The sequence below is a fragment of the Pseudomonas fluorescens genome (assembly GCF_018614655.1).
Lineage (GTDB): Bacteria > Pseudomonadota > Gammaproteobacteria > Pseudomonadales > Pseudomonadaceae > Aquipseudomonas > Aquipseudomonas fluorescens_BX.
This window is the reverse complement of the sequence record NZ_JAGGOG010000003.1, coordinates 445758-470553: the sequence shown is the minus strand read 5'-3', so window position 1 is coordinate 470553 and position 24796 is coordinate 445758. Positions and strand designations below refer to the sequence as shown.

The following is a 24796-nucleotide window of genomic DNA, read 5'->3' as shown; positions in this document are numbered from 1 at the left end:
TGCATGCTGACGTTGTTGAGACTTCTAAAAGATGGTCGGTTCCATTCTGGGGAGGCGCTGGGTGCGGCCCTGGGAGTCAGTCGCAGTGCTGTATGGAAACAGCTTCAGCATCTTGAGGCGGAGTTGAGTCTGCCCATACATAAAGTTCGTGGCCGGGGATATCAGTTGGCTGCGCCCTTGGTGTTGCTGAGTGCTGATGACATTTCGGCAAATGCTCCGACTCCTGCTTGGCCTGTCTATATTTCCGATTCAATTGACTCCACCAACGCAGAGGCATTACGTCTTGTCGAGGGCGGGCGAGTTGCTCCATTTCTTGTTCTTTCGGAACGGCAGACCGCCGGCAGAGGTAGGAGAGGTCGCAAGTGGGTTAGCCCCTTCGCTCAAAATGTCTATTACAGCCTTGTGCTGAGAATCGACGGGGGGTTGAGGCAGTTGGAAGGCCTTAGCCTGGTTGTCGGGCTCGCGGTCATGCAGGCCTTGCGAGAGGTCGGTGTGAGGGGTGTTGGCTTGAAATGGCCAAACGACGTATTGGTGGGGCAAAAAAAAATCGCTGGGATCCTGCTGGAGTTGGTTGGTGATCCCGCAGATGTTTGTCACGTTGTCCTTGGTATCGGGATTAACGTGAATATGCAAAAGACGGTGGAGGTTGATCAGCAGTGGACTTCGGTCCAGTTAGAGACGGGGCGTGCTGTTGATCGTAATTACTTGGTTGCGCGTATAGGGATGCAGTTGAAAGCCTATCTTGATCGTCATCAGGCATCGGGTTTCTCTGCTATTCAGGCGGAGTGGGAGCAGAGTCATCTTTGGCAGGGCAAGCCGGTATCGCTGATTGCTGGTGTTAATCAGATTGATGGCGTGGTGTTGGGTATCGATGGGCAGGGTGCGTTACGTTTGAGTGTGGACGGCGTCGAAAAAACATACAGCGGTGGTGAGCTAAGCCTGAGGTTGCGTGATGATTCTTGAGCTCGACTGTGGGAATAGCTTTATCAAGTGGCGAGTGCTTGAGTTGGGTAAGGCGCACGTTTTCGCGGAGGGAGTCGTTGGCTCTGATGTTGCGTTGATCGATAGTCTATTGGCGCTTACGAGACTTACCTTGAAGCATTGCCGTTTGGTGAGTGTGCGGGCCTCAGAGGAGACGAGCCAGTTGGTGGCGGCGCTTGTTGGCACCTTTGGTATTACCGTGGCCTGCGCTGCCTCCTCCCGTCAGATGGCCGGGGTGCGCAATGGCTACGAGGATTTCGAGCGCCTGGGGCTTGATCGTTGGTTGGCGATGCTGGGGGGCTTTCAACTGGCATCGGGGGCTTGCTTGATACTCGATTTTGGTACGGCAGCAACTGCTGACTTCATTGCTGCTGATGGTGAGCATCTGGGGGGCTTTATTTGCCCTGGTATGCCGTTAATGCGTAACCAGCTGCGTACGCACACGCGGAAGATCCGTTACGACGATGTTTCTGCCGAGCGCGCTTTGGAGTGCTTGGTACCTGGTCGTACGACCGTAGAAGCGGTTGAGCGTGGGTGTACGCTGATGTTGAGAGGGTTCGTTTTGACTCAGCTCGAGTTGGCGCGAAGTTACTGGGGGAGTGATTTCTCGGTGTTTCTTACGGGTGGAGATGCCGGGCTGATCTCTGACGCTGTGCCTGGTGCGCGGCTTGTTCCGGATCTGGTTTTTATCGGTTTGGCGATGGCGTGTCCCTTGTCTTGAGGTTTTTATGCGTTGGCTGTTTTTGCTGTTGTTGGTCCTCAATGCGTTCTATTACGTCTGGCATCAGCAAGAGGCTCCGTTGCGAGCCAAGGATGTGACGCCATTGGCCTTGTATCGCGACTCGCAGCAGGATATTCGCTTGTTGAGCGAGTCGGCTGATGCGATGGTGCGACGGGAGAGGGCGAAAGCCCCTGAGGCGCAAAATACTTGTCTTTATATCGGTGGCTTTACCGACCTGAGGGAGGCTCAGTCAGTAGAGCAGCGGCTTACGAGTCTGGATATCAAGGTCAAGTTGCAATCACTAAGCCTTCCCGGCGCCAATGGATATTGGCTGCGGGTCGCACCTGAAAGCCGGCGCTTGGCTGATGATCTGCCCTTTGAAAACCTTGCCAAGGAATTCAATGAGTTAAAACATAAAATAATGCTGTGCGAAGGCATTGCAACTGTCGAATAGTTTGCATAGAATGGCGCCCGCTTCGCAGCGAAGACCTCCGAGGTCGGCAACGCGAAGTGAAGGTCAACGCAGCTAACCTCAGGTTTTTAATGAGAAAATGCTTGACAGAAGGCTGGCATGATATAGAATGCCGGCTCGCTTAGGAGGGGTTCCCGAGCGGCCAAAGGGATCAGACTGTAAATCTGACGTCTACGACTTCGAAGGTTCGAATCCTTCCCCCTCCACCATTTTAGCGTGAGCTGCAAGCTCTGCGGGTATAGTTTAGTGGTAGAACCTCAGCCTTCCAAGCTGATGATGCGGGTTCGATTCCCGCTACCCGCTCCAAGTTTGCAGGTTGTGCAGGTTGTTTTGCTCTTGTAGCTCAGTTGGTAGAGCACACCCTTGGTAAGGGTGAGGTCAGCGGTTCAAATCCGCTCAAGAGCTCCATATAACAAGGCAGATATGAAAATATCTGCCTTTGTTTTAATGGCTGCCTTTGATTGATGCTGCTTTCTATCACGGTTTGATTTGGATAGGTTTCAGGTCTTCTGGGGTTTGTTGTTGTAAAGTCTTTTTCAGATCGGCATAATTGTCGGCCTGATTTTGTTTTAGGTCAGTAGCTCAATTGGCAGAGCGACGGTCTCCAAAACCGTAGGTTGGGGGTTCGATTCCCTCCTGACCTGCCAGATTCACTTGGTGTGTCTGGCTTTCTTTTCACAGGATCTTCATAGATGACTCCTAAGGCTGAAGTTCAAGGCTCTCGCTTCGATCTGCTCAAGTGGCTTGTAGTAGTCGCTATTGTGGTTGTAGGCGTTGTCGGAAACCAGTACTACTCTGCGTCGCCGATCCTGTACCGCGTCCTCGCATTGCTCGCCCTTGCTGCTGTTGCTGCCTTTGTTGGCCTTCAGACCGCTAAAGGCAAGTCGTTTGCGGTCCTGGTAAAGGAAGCTCGCACCGAGATACGTAAAGTCGTTTGGCCGACTCGCCAAGAAACCACGCAGACCACGTTGATTGTGGTGGCTGTTGTTCTGGTTATGGCGTTGCTGCTGTGGGGTCTTGATTCCCTGCTCGGCTGGCTTGTTTCCTTGATTGTTGGCTAAGGGTGTCCCGTGGCTAAGCGTTGGTACGTTGTGCATGCTTACTCGGGTTACGAGAAGCACGTCATGCGCTCTTTGCTAGAGCGCGTAAAGCTGGCAGGCATGGAAGATGGCTTCGGCGAAATTCTGGTCCCCACTGAAGAAGTGGTGGAAATGCGTAATGGCCAGAAACGCAAAAGCGAGCGCAAGTTCTTCCCTGGCTATGTGCTGGTTCAGATGGACATGAATGAGGGTACTTGGCACTTGGTCAAGGACACTCCTCGCGTCATGGGTTTCATTGGCGGTACCGCTGATAAGCCTGCGCCAATCACGGACAAAGAGGCGGAAGCAATTCTGCGTCGTGTTGCTGATGGTAGTGACAAGCCCAAGCCGAAGACGTTGTTCGAGCCGGGTGAGGTTGTTCGTGTCACCGACGGTCCGTTCGCCGATTTTAATGGCACGGTCGAAGAAGTTAACTACGAAAAGAGCCGGATCCAAGTGGCAGTGCTTATTTTCGGTCGCTCTACTCCGGTAGAGCTAGAGTTCAGCCAGGTCGAAAAAGTCTAGCTGAGCAAGCATCCCAACCCCGCAGCCTAGGCTGTGGGGTTTTGTCGTCACTGGGATAAACGCGCAAGTAACCGGGGAGCCTTTCGAGGCGTTCGAACCCGTAATTGGAGTGCCTCATGGCCAAGAAGATTACCGCTTACATCAAGCTGCAAGTGAAGGCCGCTCAGGCCAACCCAAGCCCACCCGTCGGTCCAGCTCTGGGTCAGCACGGCGTGAACATCATGGAATTCTGCAAGGCCTTCAACGCCCGTACTCAGGGTATTGAGCCAGGTCTGCCGACTCCAGTGATCATCACTGTATACAGCGACCGTAGCTTCACATTCGAAACCAAGTCGACCCCGGCTTCGGTTTTGCTGAAGAAAGCTGCTGGTCTGACTAGCGGTTCCGCTCGTCCGAACACCGTTAAGGTTGGCACCGTAACTCGTGCTCAGCTGGAAGAAATCGCGAAAACCAAAAACGCGGATCTGACTGCAGCTGATATGGATGCAGCCGTGCGTACCATCGCCGGTTCTGCTCGTAGCATGGGCCTTAACGTGGAGGGTGTGTAATGGCTAAGCTGACCAAGCGCCAAAAGGCTATCGCCGGCAAAATCGAAGCGGGCAAGTCCTACAATTTTGTAGACGCTGCTGCTCTGCTGACCGAGCTGTCGACTGTCAAGTTCAGCGAGTCTGTTGACGTTGCTGTAAACCTGGGTGTTGACCCACGTAAATCCGACCAGGTCGTTCGTAGCGCTACTGTGCTGCCACACGGTACTGGCAAGACTGTACGTGTTGCTGTCTTCACCCAAGGCCCGGCAGCTGAAGCTGCTTTGGCCGCCGGCGCTGATCGCGTTGGCATGGATGACCTGGCTGCCGAAATGAAAGGCGGCGACCTGAACTATGACGTCGTTATTGCTTCCCCGGATGCAATGCGCGTTGTAGGTCAGTTGGGTCAGATCCTCGGTCCACGTGGTCTGATGCCTAACCCGAAAGTCGGCACCGTAACTCCAGACGTAGCTACCGCGGTTAAAAACGCCAAGGCTGGTCAGGTTCGTTATCGCACCGACAAAAACGGCATCATTCACACCTCCGTTGGCAAAGTCGGCTTCGATGCCGTCAAGCTGAAGGAAAACGTTGAAGCCCTGATCGCTGATCTGAAGCGTATCAAGCCTGCTTCCTCGAAAGGTATCTACGTCAAGCGCGTTACCCTGAGCACCACTATGGGCCCAGGTCTGGTCATCGACCAAGGCTCGCTGGACGTATAAGACACAAATTGGCGCACGTAATTGCGCCAATTGAAAGATTGGGGTCCCTGCCTGGCGGGGGCTATCCAAGACCGTAGGCGGCGCAAGCCTTAAACCTCAAGCCTACGCAGATGGTGCTCCCGGTTCCTTACCGAATCAGACACCAAAACGACATCCGGCTTCGGCTGGATGAAACGGTAACAAGCAGGAGTTAAACCCGTGGCAATTAATCTCGAAGACAAGAAGGCCATCGTCGCTGAAGTCAACGAGGCTGCCAAAGCTGCTCTGTCCGCTGTCGTGGCTGATGCCCGTGGTGTGACAGTAGGCGCTATGACCGGACTCCGTAAAGAGGCTCGTGAAGCTGGCGTATACGTACGTGTTGTACGTAACACCCTGCTCAAGCGCGCCGTTGCTGGCACTCAATATGATGTGCTCAACGACGTGTTCACTGGCCCGACCCTGGTTGCATTCTCCAACGAACATCCTGGCGCTGCTGCCCGTTTGTTCAAAGAGTTCGCCAAGGGTCAGGATAAGTTCGAGATCAAGGCAGCTGCGTTCGAGGGCAAGTTCCTCGCAGCTAACCAAATCGACGTACTGGCAACACTGCCGACCCGTAACGAAGCTATTTCTCAGCTGATGAGCGTGATTCAAGGCGCTACCAGCAAGTTGGCTCGTACTCTGGCCGCAGTTCGCGAGCAAAAAGAAGCTGCCGCAGCCTAAGGCTGAGCATTTTCTCTCGCGTATTTTTGTTTATTTCGATGGCCGCGTAGGCCGTCCCCCAATTCAGGAATTACAGCAATGTCTATCTCCCAAGACGATATCCTCAACGCCGTAGCTGAAATGTCGGTTCTGCAGGTTGTTGAGCTGATCAAAGCTTTCGAAGAAAAATTCGGTGTTTCCGCTGCCGCTGCTTCCGCCGGCCCAGCCGCTGTTGCTGCTGTTGCTGAAGAGCAAACCGAATTCAACGTCATGCTGCTGGAAGCTGGCGAGAAGAAAGTAAACGTGATCAAGGCAGTACGTGAACTGACCGGTCTGGGCTTGAAAGAAGCCAAGGCTGTAGTTGACGGCGCCCCTGCCCAGGTTCTGGAAGCAGTGTCGAAAGACGCCGCTGACAAAGCCAAAGCAGTGCTGGAAGAAGCAGGCGCTAAAGTCGAGCTGAAGTAAGCATCGACCTTGCGTCTCCAGCCCAAGCGTTAAGCTGAAGGCTGATGGCTGGTGGCTCTTGCCACCGGCCTTTTTCCGTTCTTGGCTGTCGACTCGGTCGCCGCCATTAACGCGCTGTAGCCACCCGATGCGGTGGTGCAAACCATGGGGTTTGCGAGATTTTCTGGCTGCTCCCGTCGGGAGGGGCCAAACAAGCAGGTGACCAAGCTGGGGAACGCTGATGGCTTACTCATATACTGAGAAAAAACGTATCCGCAAGGACTTTAGCAAGTTGCCGGACGTCATGGATGTCCCGTACCTTCTGGCTATCCAGCTGGATTCGTATCGTGAATTCTTGCAGGCGGGAGCGACCAAAGATCAGTTCCGCGACGTGGGCCTGCATGCGGCCTTCAAATCCGTTTTCCCGATCATCAGCTACTCCGGCAATGCTGCGCTGGAGTACGTCGGTTATCGCCTGGGCGAACCGGCATTTGATGTCAAAGAATGCGTGTTGCGCGGTGTTACGTACGCCGTACCTTTGCGGGTAAAAGTCCGTCTGATCATTTTCGACAAAGAATCGTCGAACAAAGCGATCAAGGACATCAAAGAGCAAGAAGTCTACATGGGTGAAATTCCCCTGATGACTGAGAACGGTACCTTCGTTATCAACGGTACCGAGCGTGTTATCGTTTCCCAGCTGCACCGTTCCCCGGGCGTGTTCTTCGACCACGACCGCGGCAAGACGCACAGCTCCGGCAAGCTCCTGTACTCCGCGCGGATCATTCCGTACCGCGGTTCGTGGTTGGACTTCGAGTTCGACCCGAAAGACTGCGTGTTCGTGCGTATCGACCGTCGTCGCAAGCTGCCGGCGTCGGTACTGCTGCGCGCGCTCGGCTATACCACCGAGCAAGTACTGGATGCCTTCTACACCACTAACGTTTTCCACCTGAGCGGCGAAACCCTCAGCCTGGAACTGGTGCCTCAGCGCCTGCGTGGTGAGATTGCGGTTCTGGACATCCAGGACGAAAAAGGCAAGGTCATCGTTGAAGCGGGCCGCCGTATTACCGCGCGCCACATCAACCAGATCGAAAAAGCCGGCATCAAGACGCTGGATGTGCCTCTGGACTATGTTCTGGGCCGCACCACTGCCAAGGTCATCGTGCACCCGGCCACCGGCGAAATCCTGGCTGAATGCAACACCGAGCTGAACACCGAAATCCTGGCAAAAATTGCCAAGTCCCAGGTTGTTCGCATCGAGACCCTGTACACCAACGACATCGACTGCGGTCCGTTCGTCTCCGACACTCTGAAGATCGATTCCACCAGCAACCAATTGGAAGCGCTGGTCGAGATCTATCGCATGATGCGTCCTGGCGAGCCGCCAACCAAAGACGCTGCCGAGACCCTGTTCAACAACCTGTTCTTCAGTCCTGAGCGCTATGACCTGTCTGCGGTCGGCCGGATGAAGTTCAACCGTCGTATCGGTCGTACCGAAATCGAAGGTTCGGGCGTGTTGTGCAAGGAAGACATCGTTGCGGTCCTGAAGACTCTGGTCGACATTCGTAACGGTAAAGGCATCGTCGATGACATCGACCACCTGGGTAACCGTCGTGTTCGCTGCGTAGGCGAAATGGCCGAGAACCAGTTCCGCGTTGGCCTGGTACGTGTTGAGCGTGCGGTCAAAGAGCGTCTGTCGATGGCTGAAAGCGAAGGCCTGATGCCGCAAGACCTGATCAACGCCAAGCCAGTGGCTGCGGCGGTGAAAGAGTTCTTCGGTTCCAGCCAGCTCTCGCAGTTCATGGACCAGAACAACCCGCTCTCCGAGATCACCCACAAGCGCCGTGTTTCTGCACTGGGCCCGGGCGGTTTGACTCGTGAGCGTGCAGGCTTTGAAGTGCGTGACGTACACCCGACTCACTACGGTCGTGTATGTCCGATTGAAACGCCGGAAGGTCCGAACATCGGTCTGATCAACTCCTTGGCCGCTTATGCGCGCACCAATCAGTACGGCTTCCTCGAGAGCCCGTACCGTGTGGTGAAAGACGCTCTGGTCACCGACGAGATCGTGTTCCTGTCTGCCATCGAAGAAGCTGATCACGTGATCGCTCAGGCCTCGGCCACGATGAACGACAAGAAAATGCTGATCGACGAGCTGGTTGCTGTTCGTCACTTGAACGAGTTCACCGTCAAGGCGCCGGAAGACGTCACCTTGATGGACGTATCGCCGAAGCAGGTAGTTTCGGTTGCAGCGTCGCTGATCCCGTTCCTGGAGCACGATGACGCCAACCGTGCGTTGATGGGTTCCAACATGCAGCGTCAAGCTGTACCGACTCTGCGCGCTGACAAGCCGCTGGTAGGTACTGGCATGGAGCGTAACGTAGCTCGTGACTCCGGCGTTTGCGTTGTGGCTCGTCGTGGCGGCGTGATCGATTCCGTTGATGCCAGCCGTATTGTGGTTCGTGTTGCCGATGACGAAGTTGAAACTGGCGAAGCCGGTGTCGATATCTACAACCTGACCAAATACACCCGCTCCAACCAGAACACCTGCATCAACCAGCGTCCGCTGGTGAGCAAGGGTGATCGGGTTCAGCGCAGCGACATTATGGCTGATGGTCCTTCCACCGATATGGGTGAGCTGGCACTGGGTCAGAACATGCGCATCGCGTTCATGGCCTGGAACGGTTACAACTTCGAAGACTCCATCTGCCTGTCCGAGCGTGTAGTTCAGGAAGATCGCTTCACCACGATCCACATTCAGGAACTGACCTGTGTGGCGCGTGACACCAAGCTTGGGCCAGAGGAAATCACTGCAGACATCCCGAACGTGGGTGAAGCTGCACTGAACAAGCTGGACGAAGCCGGTATCGTTTACGTAGGTGCTGAAGTTGGCGCAGGCGACATCCTGGTAGGTAAGGTCACTCCGAAAGGCGAGACCCAACTGACTCCGGAAGAGAAGCTGTTGCGTGCCATCTTCGGTGAAAAAGCCAGCGACGTTAAAGACACTTCCCTGCGCGTACCTACTGGTACCAAGGGTACTGTCATCGACGTACAGGTCTTCACCCGTGATGGCGTCGAGCGTGATGCTCGCGCACTGTCCATCGAGAAGACTCAACTCGACGAGATCCGCAAGGACCTGAACGAAGAGTTCCGTATCGTTGAAGGCGCGACCTTCGAACGTCTGCGTTCCGCTCTGGTAGGCCATAAGGCTGAAGGCGGCGCAGGTCTGAAGAAAGGTCAGGACATCACCGACGAAGTACTCGACGGTCTTGAGCACGGCCAGTGGTTCAAACTGCGCATGGCTGAAGATGCTCTGAACGAGCAGCTCGAGAAGGCTCAGGCCTACATCGTTGATCGTCGCCGTCTGCTGGACGACAAGTTCGAAGACAAGAAGCGCAAACTGCAGCAGGGCGATGACCTGGCTCCAGGCGTGCTGAAAATCGTCAAGGTTTACCTGGCAATCCGTCGCCGCATCCAGCCGGGCGACAAGATGGCCGGTCGTCACGGTAACAAAGGTGTGGTCTCCGTGATCATGCCGGTTGAAGACATGCCGCACGATGCCAATGGCACCCCGGTCGACGTCGTCCTCAACCCGTTGGGCGTACCTTCGCGTATGAACGTTGGTCAGATCCTTGAAACCCACCTGGGCCTCGCAGCCAAAGGTCTGGGCGAGAAGATCAATCGTATGATCGAAGAGCAACGCAAGGTCGCTGACCTGCGTAAGTTCTTGCACGAGATCTACAACGAGATCGGCGGTCGCAACGAAGAGCTGGACACCTTCACTGACCAGGAAATCCTGGATCTGGCGAAGAACCTGCGCGGCGGCGTTCCAATGGCTACCCCGGTGTTCGACGGTGCCAAGGAAAGCGAAATCAAGGCCATGCTGAAACTGGCAGACTTGCCAGAAAGCGGCCAGATGCAGCTGTTCGACGGCCGTACCGGCAACAAGTTTGAGCGCCCGGTTACTGTTGGCTACATGTACATGCTGAAGCTGAACCACTTGGTAGACGACAAGATGCACGCTCGTTCTACCGGTTCGTACAGCCTGGTTACCCAGCAGCCGCTGGGTGGTAAGGCTCAGTTCGGTGGTCAGCGTTTCGGGGAGATGGAGGTCTGGGCACTGGAAGCATACGGTGCTGCATACACTCTGCAAGAAATGCTCACAGTGAAGTCGGACGATGTGAACGGCCGTACCAAGATGTACAAAAACATCGTGGACGGCGATCACCGTATGGAGCCGGGCATGCCCGAGTCCTTCAACGTGTTGATCAAAGAAATTCGTTCCCTCGGCATCGATATCGATCTGGAAACCGAATAACACGTGACGCGAATCGAGAGCGGGGCTGTTTAGCCCGCTCTCTGCTCCGCCAGGAGGAAAGGCCTTGAAAGACCTACTGAATTTGCTGAAAAACCAGGGTCAAGTCGAAGAGTTCGACGCCATCCGTATTGGGTTGGCATCGCCTGAGATGATCCGTTCGTGGTCGTTCGGTGAAGTTAAAAAGCCGGAAACCATCAACTACCGTACGTTCAAACCTGAGCGTGACGGCCTGTTCTGCGCCAAGATCTTTGGCCCGGTAAAGGATTACGAGTGCCTGTGCGGTAAGTACAAGCGCTTGAAGCACCGCGGTGTGATCTGCGAGAAGTGCGGCGTTGAAGTTGCACTGGCCAAGGTTCGTCGTGAGCGCATGGCGCACATCGAACTGGCTTCGCCGGTTGCCCACATCTGGTTCCTGAAATCGCTGCCGTCCCGTATCGGTTTGCTGATGGACATGACCCTGCGTGATATCGAGCGTGTTCTCTACTTCGAGAGCTATGTCGTTATCGACCCAGGCATGACCACCCTTGAAAAGGGTCAGCTGCTGAACGACGAGCAGTACTTCGAAGCGCTGGAAGAGTTCGGTGACGACTTTGATGCCCGCATGGGTGCCGAAGCTGTCCGCGAGCTGCTGCACGCTATCGATCTGGAGCACGAGATTGGCCGTCTGCGTGAAGAAATTCCGCAAACCAACTCCGAAACCAAGATCAAGAAACTGTCCAAACGTCTGAAGTTGATGGAAGCCTTCCAGGGTTCCGGCAACTTGCCAGAGTGGATGGTGCTGACCGTTCTGCCGGTTCTGCCGCCAGACCTGCGTCCGTTGGTACCGTTGGATGGCGGTCGCTTCGCGACTTCCGATCTCAACGACCTGTACCGTCGCGTGATCAACCGTAACAACCGCTTGAAGCGTCTGCTCGACCTGTCCGCTCCGGACATCATCGTGCGCAACGAAAAGCGTATGTTGCAAGAAGCGGTCGACGCCTTGCTCGACAACGGTCGTCGTGGCCGCGCCATCACCGGTTCGAACAAGCGTCCTCTGAAATCCTTGGCTGACATGATCAAGGGTAAGCAAGGTCGTTTCCGTCAGAACTTGCTCGGTAAGCGTGTTGACTACTCCGGTCGTTCGGTAATTACCGTAGGCCCGACCCTGCGTCTGCACCAGTGCGGTCTGCCGAAGAAAATGGCTCTCGAGCTGTTCAAACCGTTCATTTTCGGCAAGCTGGAAATGCGTGGTCTCGCGACCACCATCAAAGCTGCCAAGAAAATGGTCGAGCGCGAACTGCCAGAGGTTTGGGACGTTCTCGCTGAAGTGATCCGTGAACACCCGGTTCTCCTCAACCGTGCACCGACCCTTCACCGTCTGGGTATCCAGGCGTTTGAGCCGGTACTGATCGAAGGTAAGGCTATCCAGCTGCACCCTCTGGTCTGTGCTGCGTACAACGCCGACTTCGACGGCGACCAAATGGCCGTGCACGTACCGCTGACACTGGAAGCCCAGTTGGAAGCGCGTGCGTTGATGATGTCGACCAACAACATTCTGTCGCCAGCCAACGGTGAGCCAATCATCGTTCCTTCGCAGGACGTTGTATTGGGCCTGTACTACATGACTCGTGAAGCGATCAACGCCAAGGGCGAGGGTCGTGTGTTCGCGGATCTGCAGGAAGTTGACCGTGTGTTCCGTGCCGGCGAAGCCGCACTGCACGCCAAGGTCAAAGTGCGGATCAACGAAACCGTCAACGATCGTGATGGCGGCAGCGTGAGCAACACCCGTATCGTCGACACCACTGTCGGCCGTGCGCTGTTGTACCAGGTTGTGCCAAAAGGTCTGTCGTACGACGTCGTCAACTTGCCGATGAAGAAAAAGGCGATCTCCAAGCTGATCAACCAGTGCTACCGCGTGGTTGGTTTGAAAGAGACCGTTATCTTCGCTGACCAGTTGATGTACACCGGTTTTGCTTATTCGACCATTTCCGGCGTTTCCATCGGTGTTAACGACTTCGTTATCCCGGATGAAAAAGCCCGCATCATCAGTGCCGCCACTGACGAAGTGAAAGAGATCGAGAGCCAGTACGCCTCCGGCCTGGTAACCCAGGGCGAGAAGTACAACAAAGTGATCGACCTTTGGTCCAAGGCCAACGACGAAGTGTCCAAGGCGATGATGGCCAACCTCTCGAAAGAGAAAGTCATCGACCGTCATGGCGTCGAAGTCGATCAAGAGTCTTTCAACTCGATGTACATGATGGCCGACTCGGGCGCACGGGGTTCTGCTGCGCAGATCCGTCAGCTCGCCGGTATGCGTGGTCTGATGGCCAAGCCGGACGGTTCCATCATCGAAACGCCGATTACTGCGAACTTCCGTGAAGGTTTGAGCGTACTTCAGTACTTCATCTCCACTCACGGTGCTCGTAAAGGTCTGGCGGATACCGCGTTGAAAACCGCTAACTCCGGTTACCTGACTCGTCGTCTGGTAGACGTTGCACAAGACTTGGTTGTGACCGAGATCGACTGCGGCACCGAGCATGGTCTGCTGATGACTCCGCACATTGAAGGCGGTGACGTTGTAGAGCCATTGGGTGAGCGCGTACTGGGTCGAGTCATCGCCCGTGACGTATTCAAGCCAGGCACCGAGGAAATTATCGTTCCTGCCGGCACCCTGGTAGATGAGAAGTGGGTCGAGTTCATCGAACTCAACAGCATCGACGAAGTGATTGTTCGCTCGCCGATCAGCTGCGAAACCCGCTACGGCATCTGCGCCAAGTGCTACGGCCGTGATTTGGCTCGTGGTCACCAGGTGAACATCGGTGAAGCGGTCGGCGTTATCGCTGCCCAGTCCATCGGTGAGCCGGGTACCCAGCTGACCATGCGTACGTTCCACATCGGTGGTGCGGCAAGCCGGACCTCCGCAGCCGACAGCGTTCAGGTGAAGAATGGCGGTACCGTCCGTCTGCACAACCTGAAGCACGTTGAGCGAGTGGATGGCTGCCTGGTTGCTGTATCTCGTTCCGGTGAGCTGGCAATCGCTGATGACTACGGTCGTGAGCGTGAGCGTTACAAGCTGCCGTACGGTGCTGTGATTTCGGTTAAAGAAGGTGACAAGGTCGACGCTGGCGCAATCGTGGCCAAGTGGGATCCGCACACTCACCCAATCGTTACCGAAATGAAAGGTACCGTGACCTACGTGGGCATGGAAGAAGGCATCACGATCAAGCGTCAGACTGACGAATTGACCGGTATGACCAACATTGAAGTACTCGACGCCAAAGACCGTCCAGCTGCAGGCAAAGATATCCGTCCTGCTGTGAAGATGGTTGATGACAACGGCAAGGATCTGTTGCTGCCAGGCACTGACGTTATCGCTCAGTACTTCCTGCCAGCCAACGCCCTGGTCGGTGTTGCGGATGGTGCGAAGATCGCGATCGGTGATGTTATCGCTCGTATCCCGCAAGAAACTTCGAAGACCCGTGACATCACCGGTGGTCTGCCGCGTGTTGCCGATTTGTTCGAAGCTCGTCGTCCGAAAGAAGCGTCGATTCTGGCTGAAGTCAGCGGCACCATCGCGTTCGGTAAAGAGACCAAAGGCAAGCGCCGTCTGGTCATTACCCCGAACGACGGAAGCGATCCGTACGAAGAGCTGATTCCGAAGTGGCGTCACCTGAACGTCTTCGAAGGCGAACAGGTAAACCGCGGCGAAGTTATCTCCGACGGCCCTAGCGATCCACACGACATCCTGCGTCTGCTGGGTGTGAGTGCGCTGGCCAAGTACATCGTTAACGAGATCCAGGACGTTTACCGTCTGCAAGGCGTGAAGATCAACGATAAGCACATCGAGACCATCCTGCGTCAGATGTTGCGTAAAGTTGAAATCGCTGAATCCGGCGATTCCAGTTTCATCAAGGGCGACCAGATGGAACTGACTCATGTACTGGTAGAGAACGAACGCCTGGCGAACGACGAGAAATTCGTTTCCAAGTTCACTCGCGTACTGCTGGGTATCACCAAGGCGTCGTTGTCCACTGAGTCGTTCATCTCGGCGGCCTCCTTCCAGGAGACCACTCGCGTACTGACCGAAGCAGCGGTAACCGGCAAGCGTGATTATCTGCGCGGCCTGAAAGAAAACGTGGTTGTGGGTCGTCTGATCCCTGCCGGTACCGGTTTGGCCTATCACAGCGAGCGTAAGCGCCGCCGTGAACTTGACAAGCCGCTGCGCGTAAGCGCCAGTGAAGTGGAAGCTGCACTGACCGAAGCGTTGAACTCAAGCGGTAACTGAGTTCTGTAATAATAAGACTGGGCCCTGGCAGCCCCATTCGTCGGATCGAGACAGTTTTGTCCCGGTTCGACGGAAGGGGAAGTCGGGGCCTTGCCTTGACTGGGGGCAAGATCCTCTTTAGACTCTTGTACCCCTAAATTTGGCGGGAATTCGTTCCTGCCATTTTGCTTTTCTTGCAAGACAATAGCGTCGCAAGACAACAGTGGAGCTAGTAGATGGCAACTATCAACCAGCTGGTACGTCAGCCGCGTAAGCGTATCGTCGAGAAATCCGACGTACCTGCGCTGCAGAACTGCCCGCAACGTCGTGGCGTATGCACTCGCGTGTATACCACTACGCCGAAAAAACCTAACTCGGCACTGCGTAAAGTATGCCGTGTGCGTCTGACCAACGGTTTCGAGGTTTCCTCGTACATCGGCGGTGAAGGCCACAACCTGCAAGAACACAGCGTGGTACTGATCCGCGGCGGTCGTGTAAAAGACTTGCCAGGTGTTCGTTACCACACCGTACGCGGCTCCTTGGATACTTCCGGCGTTAAAGGTCGTAACCAGGGTCGTTCGAAGTACGGTACCAAGAAGCCTAAGTAGTAGCGGCTTTTTGTAAAACTGAATCATCTTATTTTCTGAGTCGATAAGAGTAAGGTCGGAGGCGTCCCGAAAGGGCACCGATTCCGAACGAACCTGAAGACCGTTTGAGGGCTTATCCATGCCAAGAAGACGCGTAGCAGCCAAGCGCGAAGTGCTTGACGATCCAAAATACGGAAGCCAAATTCTGGCCAAGTTCATGAACCACGTAATGGAAAGCGGTAAGAAAGCCGTTGCCGAGCGTATCGTTTATGGCGCGCTGGAAAAGGTTAAAGAACGCAAGAACAGCGACCCCCTGGAAATCTTCGAGAAAGCTCTCGACGCCATCGCTCCGCTGGTCGAAGTGAAGTCGCGCCGTGTAGGCGGTGCTACTTACCAGGTTCCGGTTGAAGTTCGCCCGTCCCGTCGTAACGCTCTGGCAATGCGCTGGTTGGTAGACTTCGCCCGTAAGCGCGGCGAGAAGTCTATGGCCCTGCGTTTGGCTGGCGAACTGTTGGACGCTGCTGAAGGTAAAGGTGCTGCTGTTAAGAAGCGTGAAGACGTGCACCGTATGGCTGAAGCTAACAAAGCTTTCTCGCACTACCGCTTCTAATTCTAGCTTCACTAATTTTGCGAGGGCTTTATGGCTCGTACTACTCCGATTAGTCGCTACCGTAACATCGGTATCGTCGCTCACGTGGATGCTGGTAAAACCACCACCACCGAGCGCGTCCTTTTTTACACTGGCAAAAGTCACAAGATGGGCGAGGTGCATGACGGCGCCGCGACCACAGACTGGATGGTTCAGGAGCAGGAGCGTGGTATTACCATTACTTCTGCTGCTATTACCGCCTTCTGGAAAGGTTCCGAGAAGCAGTACAAAGACGAACACCGCTTCAACGTAATCGATACTCCGGGCCACGTAGACTTCACCATTGAAGTTGAGCGTTCCCTGCGTGTACTCGACGGCGCTGTCGTTGTGTTCTGCGGTACCTCGGGCGTTGAGCCTCAGTCGGAAACCGTATGGCGTCAGGCCAACAAGTACGGTGTTCCGCGTCTTGTTTATGTAAACAAGATGGATCGTGCTGGTGCGAACTTCCTGCGTGTGATCGGTCAGATCAAGCAGCGTCTGGGTCACACTCCAGTGCCGATCCAGTTGGCTATCGGTTCCGAAGACAACTTCCAGGGGCAGATCGATCTGCTGACCATGGAAGCTGTTTACTGGAATGATGCTGACAAAGGTATGGTTCCTGTTCGTAAGCCTATCCCTGCAGAGTTGCAGGAGCTGGCTGACGAGTGGCGCAACAACATGGTTGAGGCTGCGGCTGAAGCCAACGAAGAACTGATGAACAAGTACCTCGAAGGTGAAGAACTCACCAACGCGGAAATCAAGGCTGCTCTGCGTCAGCGTACTATCGCTGGTGAGATCGTCTTGGCTGTTTGCGGTTCCTCGTTCAAGAACAAGGGCGTCCCCCTGGTTCTCGATGCTGTGATCGACTACCTGCCGGCACCAGTTGATATTCCTGCCATCAAGGGTACTGACCCGGATGACGAGACTATCGAGCTGGAGCGTCATGCAGACGACGCAGAACCGTTCTCCGCTCTGGCATTTAAAATTGCCACTGACCCATTCGTGGGTACCTTGACCTTCGTCCGCGTTTACTCGGGCGTGTTGAACTCCGGTGACGGCGTGATCAACTCGGTTAAAGGCAAGAAAGAGCGCGTGGGTCGTATGGTGCAAATGCACGCAAACGCCCGTGAAGAAATCAAGGAAGTACGCGCTGGTGACATCGCGGCCTTGATCGGCATGAAGGATGTCACCACTGGTGAGACTTTGTGCAACGCTGACAAGCCAATCATCCTGGTTCGTATGGACTTCCCGGAGCCGGTTATTTCGGTTGCCGTTGAGCCTAAGACCAAGGATGACCAGGAAAAAATGGGTATCGCTCTGGGCAAGCTTGCTCAGGAAGATCCATCTTTCCGCGTCAAGACTGATGAAGAGACTGGTCAAACGATCATCTCCGGCATGGGCGAGCTTCACCTGGACATCCTGGTTGACCGGATGCGCCGTGAGTTCAACGTCGAAGCCAACATCGGTAAGCCTCAGGTTTCCTATCGTGAGCGCATCACGAAGAGCTGTGAAATCGAAGGCAAATTCGTTCGTCAATCCGGCGGTCGTGGCCAGTTCGGTCATTGCTGGATCCGTTTTGCGCCTGCTGATGAAGGTCAGGAAGGTCTGCAATTCGTGAACGAAGTAGTGGGCGGTGTTGTTCCTAAGGAATACATCCCGGCTATCCAGAAGGGTATCGAAGAGCAGATGAAGAACGGTGTTGTTGCCGGCTATCCGCTCATCGGCCTGAAGGCGACCGTTTTTGACGGTTCTTACCACGACGTCGACTCCAACGAGATGGCGTTTAAGGTGGCTGCTTCCATGGCTACCAAGCAACTGGCCCAGAAGGGCGGTGGTGAGTTGCTTGAGCCGATCATGGCAGTAGAAGTCGTTACGCCTGAAGACTACATGGGTGACGTGATGGGCGACCTTAACCGTCGTCGCGGCATGATCTTGGGTATGGAAGATACGGTTTCCGGCAAAGTAATTCGTGCCGAGGTTCCGTTGGGCGAGATGTTCGGTTATGCGACCGATGTTCGTTCCATGTCTCAGGGTCGCGCAAGCTACTCTATGGAATTCAAAAAATACAACACAGCTCCGGCGCATATCGCTGAAACTGTATCCAAAAAACAAGGCTGATTCAGTCCTTTAGGCAAGGAGTTAATTGTCGTGGCTAAAGAAAAATTTGATCGTTCCCTACCGCACGTCAACGTTGGCACTATCGGTCACGTTGACCATGGTAAAACTACGCTGACTGCTGCTCTGACTCGTGTTTGCTCCGAGATTTTCGGTTCGGCTGTTGTTGACTTCGACAAGATCGACAGCGCGCCAGAAGAAAAAGCTCGTGGTATCACCATCAACACCGCTCACGTTGAATACAACTCGCTGATCCGTCACTACGCTCACGTTGACTGCCCAGGTCACGCTGACTATGTGAAGAACATGATCACCGGTGCTGCCCAGATGGACGGCGCTATCCTGGTTTGTTCGGCCGCTGATGGTCCTATGCCACAAACCCGTGAGCACATCCTGCTGTCCCGTCAGGTTGGCGTTCCGTACATCGTGGTTTACCTGAACAAGGCTGACCTGGTAGACGACGCTGAGCTGCTGGAACTGGTTGAGATGGAAGTGCGCGATCTGCTGAGCACTTACGACTTCCCAGGCGACGACACTCCGATCATCATCGGTTCTGCTCGTATGGCTCTGGAAGGCAAAGACGATAACGAAATGGGCACCACGTCCGTTCGTAAACTGGTTGAGACTCTGGACAGCTACATTCCAGATCCGGTCCGTGTTATCGACAAGCCGTTCCTGATGCCAATCGAAGACGTATTCTCGATCTCCGGTCGCGGTACTGTTGTAACTGGTCGTATCGAGCGCGGTATCGTCAAGGTTCAGGATCCACTGGAAATCGTTGGTCTGCGTGACACTACTGTCACCACCTGCACCGGTGTTGAAATGTTCCGTAAACTGCTCGACGAAGGTCGTGCGGGCGAGAACTGCGGCGTTCTGCTGCGTGGTACCAAGCGTGATGACGTTGAGCGTGGTCAGGTTCTGGTCAAGCCAGGTTCGGTCAAGCCGCACACTACCTTCGAAGCTGAAGTGTATGTGTTGAGCAAAGAAGAAGGCGGCCGTCATACTCCGTTCTTCAAAGGCTACCGTCCACAGTTCTACTTCCGGACCACTGACGTGACCGGTAACTGCGAACTGCCGGAAGGCGTTGAAATGGTAATGCCAGGCGACAACATCAAAATGGTTGTCACCCTGATCAAAACCATCGCAATGGAAGATGGTCTGCGTTTCGCTATTCGTGAAGGCGGTCGTACCGTCGGCGCTGGCGTCGTAGCCAAAATCATCGCTTAATAAGCGATGACTTGAAAAAGCCTCCGCCTAGCGGGGGCTTTTTTATTGGGTTGACACCTATCTGGGGCGTCTATAGAATTGCGCCTCCTTTTAACGGGCGCATTGCGTCCGGTGGGAATAGCAGCCGGAGTCTGAAATCCAATGCAAAATCAGCAAATCCGTATCAGGTTGAAGGCTTTTGACCATCGCCTGATCGACCAATCCACCCAGGAAATCGTGGAAACCGCGAAACGTACTGGTGCTCAAGTGCGTGGTCCAATTCCACTGCCTACCCGTAAAGAGCGGTTCACCGTTCTGGTCTCCCCGCACGTCAACAAAGACGCGCGTGACCAGTACGAGATCCGTACTCATAAGCGCGTACTGGACATCGTCCAGCCAACGGATAAAACCGTTGATGCACTTATGAAGCTTGATCTGGCGGCCGGTGTGGAAGTACAGATCAGCCTCGGCTAAGACTTGGGTCTTAGTCGTGTAACGCTCTGAAATGGGCGGCCATAGCGGGTGAAAGCCCCGTACACTCATGAGGTTTACAACATGACTATTGGTGTAGTCGGTCGTAAATGCGGTATGACCCGTATTTTCACCGAAGAAGGTGTCTCCATTCCGGTCACGGTCATTGAGATCGAACCGAATCGCGTCACCCAGTTCAAAACTGAAGAGACCGATGGCTATCGTGCAGTGCAAGTCACTGTCGGCGAGCGTCGTGCTTCGCGCGTGACTGCTGCTCAAGCAGGTCACTTCGCAAAAGCAAACGTTGCAGCTGGTCGTACCGTAATGGAATTCCGCCTTGAAGAAGGCGAGTACCAGGCCGGCGATCTGATCAACGCTGAAATCTTCGCTGCTGGTCAACTGGTTGATGTAACCGGTCAGTCCAAAGGTAAAGGCTTCCAGGGTACGATCAAGCGTTGGAATTTCCGTGGCCAAGACAACACTCACGGTAACTCCGTCTCCCACCGCGTCCCGGGCTCTATTGGCCAGTGCCAGACTCCTGGTCGTGTATTCAAGGGCAAAAAAATGTCCGGTCATATGGGCGCTGAGCGCGTGACCGTGCAGTCCCTCGAAGTAGTGCGCGTCGACGCTGAACGCAATCTGTTGTTGGTCAAGGGTGCTGTTCCTGGCGCTACTGGCGGCAACCTGGTTGTACGTCCAGCGGCCAAGGCTCGCGGTTAAGGGGAAGCTGACATGCAATTAAATGTAAATGACGCTCAAGCGATCGAAGTTTCCGAACTGACATTTGGCGGCGAATTCAACGAGACGCTGGTTCACCAAGCAGTCGTGGCCTACATGGCCGGCGGCCGTCAAGGTAGCAAGCAGCAAAAGACCCGTTCCGACGTTCGTGGTGGCGGTAAGCGCCCATGGCGTCAGAAAGGCACTGGCCGTGCTCGTGCCGGTACTATCCGTAGCCCAATCTGGCGTGGCGGCGGTACCACTTTCGCAGCTCGTCCACAGGATCACTCGCAGAAGCTCAACAAGAAGATGTACCGCGCTGCATTGCGCTCCATCCTTGCTGAACTCGTGCGTACTGATCGTCTGGTCGTGGTTCAGGACTTCGCTGTTGAAAGTCCAAAAACCAAAGATCTGCTGGGCAAACTGAACAACATGAGCCTGACCGATGTTTTGATCGTGTCTGAAGCTGTTGATCAGAACCTGTACCTGGCTGCTCGTAACCTGCCACACGTTGATGTACGTGACGTGCAAGGTTCCGATCCAGTTAGTCTGATCGCATACGACAAGGTGTTGATCACCGTGTCGGCCGTGAAGAAATTCGAGGAGCTGCTGGGATGAACCAGGAACGCGTATTTAAAGTTCTGCTTGGCCCGCACGTTTCCGAAAAGGCTACGGTTCTGGCTGACAAGAAAGGCCAGTTCGTTTTCAAGGTTGCAACTGACGCAACCAAGCTGGAAATCAAGAAGGCCGTCGAAAGCCTGTTCAGCGTGAAAGTAGAGCGTGTTACTACCCTGAATGTTCTGGGTAAGAGCAAGCGCACTGCTCGCGGTCTGGGCAAGCGTAATGACTGGAAGAAGGCAGTTATCTCCCTTCAGCCAGGCCAAGATCTCGATTTCAGCAGCAGTGCTGAGTAAGGAAGGGGTGCATCATGGCAATCGTTAAATGCAAACCGACTTCCCCTGGCCGCCGTTTTGTGGTCAAGGTGGTCAACCAGGAGCTGCATAAAGGCGCTCCTCACGCACCGCTGCTCGAGAAGAAATCGAAGACTGGTGGTCGTAACAACAATGGTCGCATTACCACTCGTCACATCGGTGGTGGCCATAAGCAGCATTATCGTCTGGTCGACTTCCGTCGCAACGACAAAGATGGCATCACTGCCACTGTCGAGCGTATCGAATACGATCCAAACCGTACTGCTCACATCGCTCTGCTGCTGTACGCAGATGGCGAGCGTCGCTACATCATCGCCCCTAAAGGCGTGAGTGCTGGTGACCAGCTGATCGCAGGTGCTTTGGCGCCGATCAAGCCGGGCAACGCTCTGCAACTGCGCAACATTCCAGTTGGTAGCACCGTACACGGCATCGAATTGAAGCCGGGTAAAGGCGCGCAAATCGCTCGTTCCGCTGGTGCTTCGGCTCAGCTGATCGCTCGTGAAGGTGTCTACGTGACCCTGCGTCTGCGCTCTGGTGAGATGCGTAAAGTATTGGCTGAATGCCGTGCGACCTTGGGCGAAGTCTCGAACTCCGAGCACAGCCTGCGTTCGCTGGGTAAAGCTGGTGCCAAACGCTGGCGTGGCGTTCGCCCAACCGTTCGTGGTGTTGCCATGAACCCGGTTGACCACCCACATGGTGGTGGTGAAGGTCGTACCTCTGGTGGTCGTCATCCGGTATCGCCATGGGGCTTCCCGACTAAGGGCGCGAAGACTCGTGGTAATAAGCGTACCGACAAAATGATCGTCCGTCGTCGCAAGTAAATAGAGGGATACGACAGTGCCACGTTCTCTGAAAAAAGGTCCTTTTATTGATCTTCACCTACTGAAGAAGATCGAAGTGGCGGCGGAAAAGAACGATCGCAAACCAGTTAAGACCTGGTCGCGCCGTTCTATGATCCTGCCACAAATGGTCGGTTTGACCATCGCTGTACACAACGGTCGCTTGCACGTCCCAGTTCTCGTGAACGAAGACATGGTCGGCCACAAACTAGGCGAGTTTGCCGGTACCCGCACTTATCGTGGGCACGTGGCAGACAAGAAAGCCAAGCGTTAAGGGGTTAGGAAATGGAAGTAGCCGCTAAGTTGTCGGGCGCTCGAATCTCCGCCCAGAAAGCCCGCTTGGTCGCCGACCAGATCCGCGGGAAGAAGGTGGGCGAAGCGCTCAACCTGTTGGCTTTCAGCAGTAAGAAAGCCGCCGAGATCATGAAGAAAGTGCTGGAGTCGGCCGTAGCCAACGCCGAGCATAACGAAGGCGCAGACGTTGATGACCTGAAGGTCAGCACCGTTTTCGTCAACGAAGGGCGTTCGCTGAAGCGTATCATGCCGCGTGCCAAAGGCCGTGCTGATCGCATCGTCAAGCGGTCTTGCCATATCACTGTCAAGGTTGCTGACAAGTAACGGAGTCGAAGAGATGGGTCAGAAAGTACATCCCATTGGCATTCGCCTGGGAATCGTCAAGGAGCACACCTCCGTCTGGTACGCAGACGGTCGGACTTATGCGGACTATTTGTTCGCTGATCTGAAGGTGCGAGAGTATCTCCAAGACAAACTAAAAAGCGCGTCCGTAAGCCGTATCGATATCCATCGTCCGGCGCAAACTGCACGTATCACCATCCACACCGCTCGTCCAGGTATCGTTATCGGGAAGAAAGGTGAAGATGTTGAGAAACTGCGTCAGGACCTGACCAAGCAAATGGGTGTGCCTGTGCACATCAATATCGAAGAGATCCGCAAGCCGGAGCTCGACGGTATGCTGGTTGCGCAGAGCGTAGCTCAGCAGCTGGAGCGTCGCGTAATGTTCCGTCGCGCTATGAAGCGCGCTGTACAGAACGCCATGCGCATTGGTGCCAAAGGCATCAAAATCCAAGTGAGCGGTCGTCTCGGCGGTGCTGAAATCGCACGTACTGAATGGTATCGCGAAGGTCGTGTGCCACTGCACACCCTGCGTGCCGACATCGACTATGCCAACTACGAAGCTCACACCACTTACGGTGTGATCGGTGTAAAGGTTTGGATCTTCAAAGGCGAAGTAATTGGTGGTCGCCAAGAAGAACTGAAACCACAAGCACCAGCGCCTCGTAAAAAAGCTGCTAAGTAAGGGGTACGCCAAATGTTGCAACCAAAGCGTACGAAGTTCCGCAAGCAGATGACAGGCCACAACCGTGGTCTGGCTCAGCGCGGTAGCAAAGTCAGCTTCGGCGAGTTCGCGCTGAAGTCTGTAGCTCGTGGTCGTCTCACCGCTCGTCAGATCGAGTCAGCGCGTCGTGCACTGACCCGTCACGTTAAACGTGGCGGCAAGATCTGGATCCGTGTATTCCCGGACAAGCCGATCTCCAAAAAGCCCCTCGAAGTTCGTATGGGTAAAGGTAAGGGTAACGTGGAATACTGGGTAGCCCAGATTCAGCCAGGCAAAGTCCTGTATGAAATCGAGGGTGTAACTGAAGAGCTGGCGCGTGAGGCTTTTGCCCTGGCTGCTGCAAAGCTGCCGCTCGCCACCGCCTTTGTTAAACGGACGGTGATGTGATGAAAGCGAATGAACTTCGTGAAAAATCCGCACAGCAGCTGAACGAGCAACTGCTCGGCCTGCTGCGCGACCAGTTCAATCTGCGTATGCAGAAAGCAACTGGCCAGTTGGGGCAGTCTCATCTGCTCTCGCAAGTTAAGCGTGACATTGCTCGCGTGAAGACTGTGCTCAACCAGCAGGCAGGTAAGTGATCATGGCTGAAGCCGAAAAGACTGTCCGTACGCTGACTGGCCGTGTTGTCAGCGACAAGATGGACAAAACCATCACCGTTTTGATCGAGCGTCGCGTTAAGCACCCGATCTACGGTAAATATGTTAAGCGTTCGACTAAGCTGCACGCGCACGACGAAACCAATCAGTGCCACATCGGCGACAAAGTCACTATTCGTGAAACTCGTCCGCTGGCCAAGACCAAGTCTTGGGCACTGGTTGATGTTCTCGAACGCGCTGTGGAAGTCTAAGGACTAGGGGTCGGAGAAATTATATGATTCAGACTCAATCCATGCTCGATGTGGCCGATAACAGCGGCGCTCGCCGTGTTATGTGCATCAAGGTGCTGGGTGGCTCCCATCGTCGTTACGCTGGTATCGGTGACATCATCAAAGTTACCGTGAAGGAAGCAATTCCTCGCGGTAAAGTGAAAAAAGGCCAAGTGATGACTGCTGTTGTAGTCCGCACTCGTCACGGCGTACGCCGTGCAGATGGCTCCATTATCCGCTTTGATGGCAACGCTGCTGTTCTTCTGAACAACAAGCAAGAGCCGATCGGCACCCGTATCTTTGGGCCAGTGACCCGTGAACTTCGTACTGAGAAGTTCATGAAGATCGTCTCGCTCGCCCCAGAAGTGCTGTAAGGAG

Annotated in this window: 27 protein-coding genes and 4 tRNA genes; all 31 read left to right on the top strand. The window is 54.8% G+C overall.

Features of this window, described 5'->3' with window-relative positions:
* The first annotated feature begins 3 nt into the window (after positions 1-3).
* The 31 genes from birA (at position 4) to rplN (ending at position 24792) form a co-directional block, all read left to right on the top strand.
* Complete coding sequence (gene birA / locus J7E41_RS04875; protein ID WP_214990517.1) at positions 4-963, top strand: bifunctional biotin--[acetyl-CoA-carboxylase] ligase/biotin operon repressor BirA; 960 nt, start codon at positions 4-6, stop codon at positions 961-963.
* Positions 953-1702, top strand: coding sequence for a pantothenate kinase (locus tag J7E41_RS04870; protein ID WP_214990491.1), 750 nt, complete (start codon positions 953-955; stop codon positions 1700-1702). Before birA ends, J7E41_RS04870 begins: the two co-directional genes overlap by 11 nt.
* Positions 1703-1709: 7 nt before the next feature.
* Positions 1710-2156 (top strand): hypothetical protein, encoded by a 447-nt coding sequence (locus tag J7E41_RS04865; RefSeq protein ID WP_214990489.1) that lies wholly within the window; start codon positions 1710-1712, stop codon positions 2154-2156.
* A gap of 142 nt (positions 2157-2298) precedes the next feature.
* Positions 2299-2383 (top strand) — tRNA-Tyr (locus J7E41_RS04860).
* Positions 2384-2406: 23 nt separating this feature from the next.
* Positions 2407-2480 (top strand) — tRNA-Gly (locus tag J7E41_RS04855).
* Positions 2481-2506: 26 nt separating this feature from the next.
* Positions 2507-2582 (top strand) — tRNA-Thr (locus J7E41_RS04850).
* Between the two features lie 163 nt (positions 2583-2745).
* Positions 2746-2821, top strand: a tRNA-Trp gene (locus tag J7E41_RS04845).
* Between the two features lie 45 nt (positions 2822-2866).
* Positions 2867-3235, top strand: a complete 369-nt coding sequence (gene secE, locus J7E41_RS04840) for a preprotein translocase subunit SecE (protein WP_155585071.1) — start codon at positions 2867-2869, stop codon at positions 3233-3235.
* A 9-nt stretch (positions 3236-3244) separates the two neighbouring features.
* Positions 3245-3778: a transcription termination/antitermination protein NusG gene (nusG, locus tag J7E41_RS04835; protein WP_003176436.1), complete on the top strand. Its 534-nt coding sequence runs from the start codon at positions 3245-3247 to the stop codon at positions 3776-3778.
* Between the two features lie 116 nt (positions 3779-3894).
* Entirely contained in the window at positions 3895-4326 is a 432-nt protein-coding gene (gene rplK / locus J7E41_RS04830) for a 50S ribosomal protein L11 (RefSeq protein ID WP_003210097.1), read from the top strand.
* On the top strand, positions 4326-5021 hold the full coding sequence (gene rplA, locus J7E41_RS04825) for a 50S ribosomal protein L1 (protein ID WP_003176434.1): 696 nt from the start codon (positions 4326-4328) through the stop codon (positions 5019-5021). The genes rplK and rplA overlap by 1 nt, the downstream gene beginning before the upstream one ends.
* A gap of 198 nt (positions 5022-5219) precedes the next feature.
* The gene (rplJ, locus tag J7E41_RS04820; protein WP_084379721.1) at positions 5220-5720 is read left to right on the top strand and encodes a 50S ribosomal protein L10; all 501 of its coding nucleotides are present in this window, start codon (positions 5220-5222) and stop codon (positions 5718-5720) included.
* Between the two features lie 78 nt (positions 5721-5798).
* The gene (gene rplL / locus J7E41_RS04815; protein WP_155585072.1) at positions 5799-6164 is read left to right on the top strand and encodes a 50S ribosomal protein L7/L12; all 366 of its coding nucleotides are present in this window, start codon (positions 5799-5801) and stop codon (positions 6162-6164) included.
* Between the two features lie 220 nt (positions 6165-6384).
* A complete protein-coding gene (gene rpoB / locus J7E41_RS04810; protein ID WP_155585073.1) occupies positions 6385-10458 on the top strand; it encodes a DNA-directed RNA polymerase subunit beta in 4074 nt (1357 codons plus the stop codon).
* Positions 10459-10522: 64 nt separating this feature from the next.
* Complete coding sequence (gene rpoC, locus J7E41_RS04805; protein WP_214990487.1) at positions 10523-14722, top strand: DNA-directed RNA polymerase subunit beta'; 4200 nt, start codon at positions 10523-10525, stop codon at positions 14720-14722.
* Between the two features lie 215 nt (positions 14723-14937).
* Positions 14938-15309, top strand: coding sequence for a 30S ribosomal protein S12 (rpsL, locus tag J7E41_RS04800; protein WP_002555494.1), 372 nt, complete (start codon positions 14938-14940; stop codon positions 15307-15309).
* Between the two features lie 118 nt (positions 15310-15427).
* Positions 15428-15898, top strand: a complete 471-nt coding sequence (gene rpsG / locus J7E41_RS04795) for a 30S ribosomal protein S7 (RefSeq protein ID WP_002555493.1) — start codon at positions 15428-15430, stop codon at positions 15896-15898.
* A 30-nt stretch (positions 15899-15928) separates the two neighbouring features.
* Positions 15929-18034, top strand: a complete 2106-nt coding sequence (gene fusA, locus J7E41_RS04790) for an elongation factor G (protein WP_124368530.1) — start codon at positions 15929-15931, stop codon at positions 18032-18034.
* A 30-nt stretch (positions 18035-18064) separates the two neighbouring features.
* Positions 18065-19258, top strand: a complete 1194-nt coding sequence (gene tuf, locus J7E41_RS04785; protein WP_169356619.1) for an elongation factor Tu — start codon at positions 18065-18067, stop codon at positions 19256-19258.
* Positions 19259-19399: 141 nt separating this feature from the next.
* Positions 19400-19711, top strand: coding sequence for a 30S ribosomal protein S10 (gene rpsJ / locus J7E41_RS04780; protein ID WP_003186070.1), 312 nt, complete (start codon positions 19400-19402; stop codon positions 19709-19711).
* An 81-nt stretch (positions 19712-19792) separates the two neighbouring features.
* Positions 19793-20428 carry a 50S ribosomal protein L3 gene (rplC, locus tag J7E41_RS04775; protein WP_003186059.1) on the top strand — a complete coding sequence of 212 codons (636 nt, stop codon included), beginning with the start codon at positions 19793-19795 and terminating at the stop codon, positions 20426-20428.
* 12 nt (positions 20429-20440) lie between these two features.
* The gene (gene rplD, locus J7E41_RS04770) at positions 20441-21043 is read left to right on the top strand and encodes a 50S ribosomal protein L4 (protein ID WP_003176424.1); all 603 of its coding nucleotides are present in this window, start codon (positions 20441-20443) and stop codon (positions 21041-21043) included.
* Complete coding sequence (gene rplW / locus J7E41_RS04765; RefSeq protein WP_002555488.1) at positions 21040-21339, top strand: 50S ribosomal protein L23; 300 nt, start codon at positions 21040-21042, stop codon at positions 21337-21339. The genes rplD and rplW overlap by 4 nt, the downstream gene beginning before the upstream one ends.
* A gap of 14 nt (positions 21340-21353) precedes the next feature.
* Complete coding sequence (gene rplB, locus J7E41_RS04760; protein ID WP_032884535.1) at positions 21354-22178, top strand: 50S ribosomal protein L2; 825 nt, start codon at positions 21354-21356, stop codon at positions 22176-22178.
* 16 nt (positions 22179-22194) lie between these two features.
* The gene (gene rpsS / locus J7E41_RS04755; protein WP_003232420.1) at positions 22195-22470 is read left to right on the top strand and encodes a 30S ribosomal protein S19; all 276 of its coding nucleotides are present in this window, start codon (positions 22195-22197) and stop codon (positions 22468-22470) included.
* Between the two features lie 11 nt (positions 22471-22481).
* On the top strand, positions 22482-22814 hold the full coding sequence (rplV, locus tag J7E41_RS04750) for a 50S ribosomal protein L22 (RefSeq protein ID WP_003103908.1): 333 nt from the start codon (positions 22482-22484) through the stop codon (positions 22812-22814).
* Positions 22815-22827: 13 nt separating this feature from the next.
* Complete coding sequence (gene rpsC, locus J7E41_RS04745; protein ID WP_003176422.1) at positions 22828-23514, top strand: 30S ribosomal protein S3; 687 nt, start codon at positions 22828-22830, stop codon at positions 23512-23514.
* A 12-nt stretch (positions 23515-23526) separates the two neighbouring features.
* A complete protein-coding gene (gene rplP, locus J7E41_RS04740) occupies positions 23527-23940 on the top strand; it encodes a 50S ribosomal protein L16 (protein WP_003232424.1) in 414 nt (137 codons plus the stop codon).
* Positions 23940-24131 carry a 50S ribosomal protein L29 gene (gene rpmC, locus J7E41_RS04735; protein WP_002555481.1) on the top strand — a complete coding sequence of 64 codons (192 nt, stop codon included), beginning with the start codon at positions 23940-23942 and terminating at the stop codon, positions 24129-24131. The genes rplP and rpmC overlap by 1 nt, the downstream gene beginning before the upstream one ends.
* Before the next feature lie 2 nt (positions 24132-24133).
* A complete protein-coding gene (gene rpsQ / locus J7E41_RS04730; protein WP_003176419.1) occupies positions 24134-24400 on the top strand; it encodes a 30S ribosomal protein S17 in 267 nt (88 codons plus the stop codon).
* A gap of 23 nt (positions 24401-24423) precedes the next feature.
* Positions 24424-24792: a 50S ribosomal protein L14 gene (rplN, locus tag J7E41_RS04725; protein ID WP_002555479.1), complete on the top strand. Its 369-nt coding sequence runs from the start codon at positions 24424-24426 to the stop codon at positions 24790-24792.
* Positions 24793-24796: the final 4 nt, after the last annotated feature.

Coding starts and splice junctions, on each gene's coding strand:
- birA (WP_214990517.1), top strand. CDS start 4: ATGCTGACGTTGTTGAGACTTCTAAAAGATGGTCGGTTCCATTCTGGG.
- J7E41_RS04870 (WP_214990491.1), top strand. CDS start 953: ATGATTCTTGAGCTCGACTGTGGGAATAGCTTTATCAAGTGGCGAGTG.
- J7E41_RS04865 (WP_214990489.1), top strand. CDS start 1,710: ATGCGTTGGCTGTTTTTGCTGTTGTTGGTCCTCAATGCGTTCTATTAC.
- secE (WP_155585071.1), top strand. CDS start 2,867: ATGACTCCTAAGGCTGAAGTTCAAGGCTCTCGCTTCGATCTGCTCAAG.
- rplK (WP_003210097.1), top strand. CDS start 3,895: ATGGCCAAGAAGATTACCGCTTACATCAAGCTGCAAGTGAAGGCCGCT.
- rplA (WP_003176434.1), top strand. CDS start 4,326: ATGGCTAAGCTGACCAAGCGCCAAAAGGCTATCGCCGGCAAAATCGAA.
- rplL (WP_155585072.1), top strand. CDS start 5,799: ATGTCTATCTCCCAAGACGATATCCTCAACGCCGTAGCTGAAATGTCG.
- rpoB (WP_155585073.1), top strand. CDS start 6,385: ATGGCTTACTCATATACTGAGAAAAAACGTATCCGCAAGGACTTTAGC.
- rpsL (WP_002555494.1), top strand. CDS start 14,938: ATGGCAACTATCAACCAGCTGGTACGTCAGCCGCGTAAGCGTATCGTC.
- rpsG (WP_002555493.1), top strand. CDS start 15,428: ATGCCAAGAAGACGCGTAGCAGCCAAGCGCGAAGTGCTTGACGATCCA.
- fusA (WP_124368530.1), top strand. CDS start 15,929: ATGGCTCGTACTACTCCGATTAGTCGCTACCGTAACATCGGTATCGTC.
- rpsJ (WP_003186070.1), top strand. CDS start 19,400: ATGCAAAATCAGCAAATCCGTATCAGGTTGAAGGCTTTTGACCATCGC.
- rplC (WP_003186059.1), top strand. CDS start 19,793: ATGACTATTGGTGTAGTCGGTCGTAAATGCGGTATGACCCGTATTTTC.
- rplD (WP_003176424.1), top strand. CDS start 20,441: ATGCAATTAAATGTAAATGACGCTCAAGCGATCGAAGTTTCCGAACTG.
- rplW (WP_002555488.1), top strand. CDS start 21,040: ATGAACCAGGAACGCGTATTTAAAGTTCTGCTTGGCCCGCACGTTTCC.
- rplB (WP_032884535.1), top strand. CDS start 21,354: ATGGCAATCGTTAAATGCAAACCGACTTCCCCTGGCCGCCGTTTTGTG.
- rplV (WP_003103908.1), top strand. CDS start 22,482: ATGGAAGTAGCCGCTAAGTTGTCGGGCGCTCGAATCTCCGCCCAGAAA.
- rpsC (WP_003176422.1), top strand. CDS start 22,828: ATGGGTCAGAAAGTACATCCCATTGGCATTCGCCTGGGAATCGTCAAG.
- rplP (WP_003232424.1), top strand. CDS start 23,527: ATGTTGCAACCAAAGCGTACGAAGTTCCGCAAGCAGATGACAGGCCAC.
- rpmC (WP_002555481.1), top strand. CDS start 23,940: ATGAAAGCGAATGAACTTCGTGAAAAATCCGCACAGCAGCTGAACGAG.
- rpsQ (WP_003176419.1), top strand. CDS start 24,134: ATGGCTGAAGCCGAAAAGACTGTCCGTACGCTGACTGGCCGTGTTGTC.
- rplN (WP_002555479.1), top strand. CDS start 24,424: ATGATTCAGACTCAATCCATGCTCGATGTGGCCGATAACAGCGGCGCT.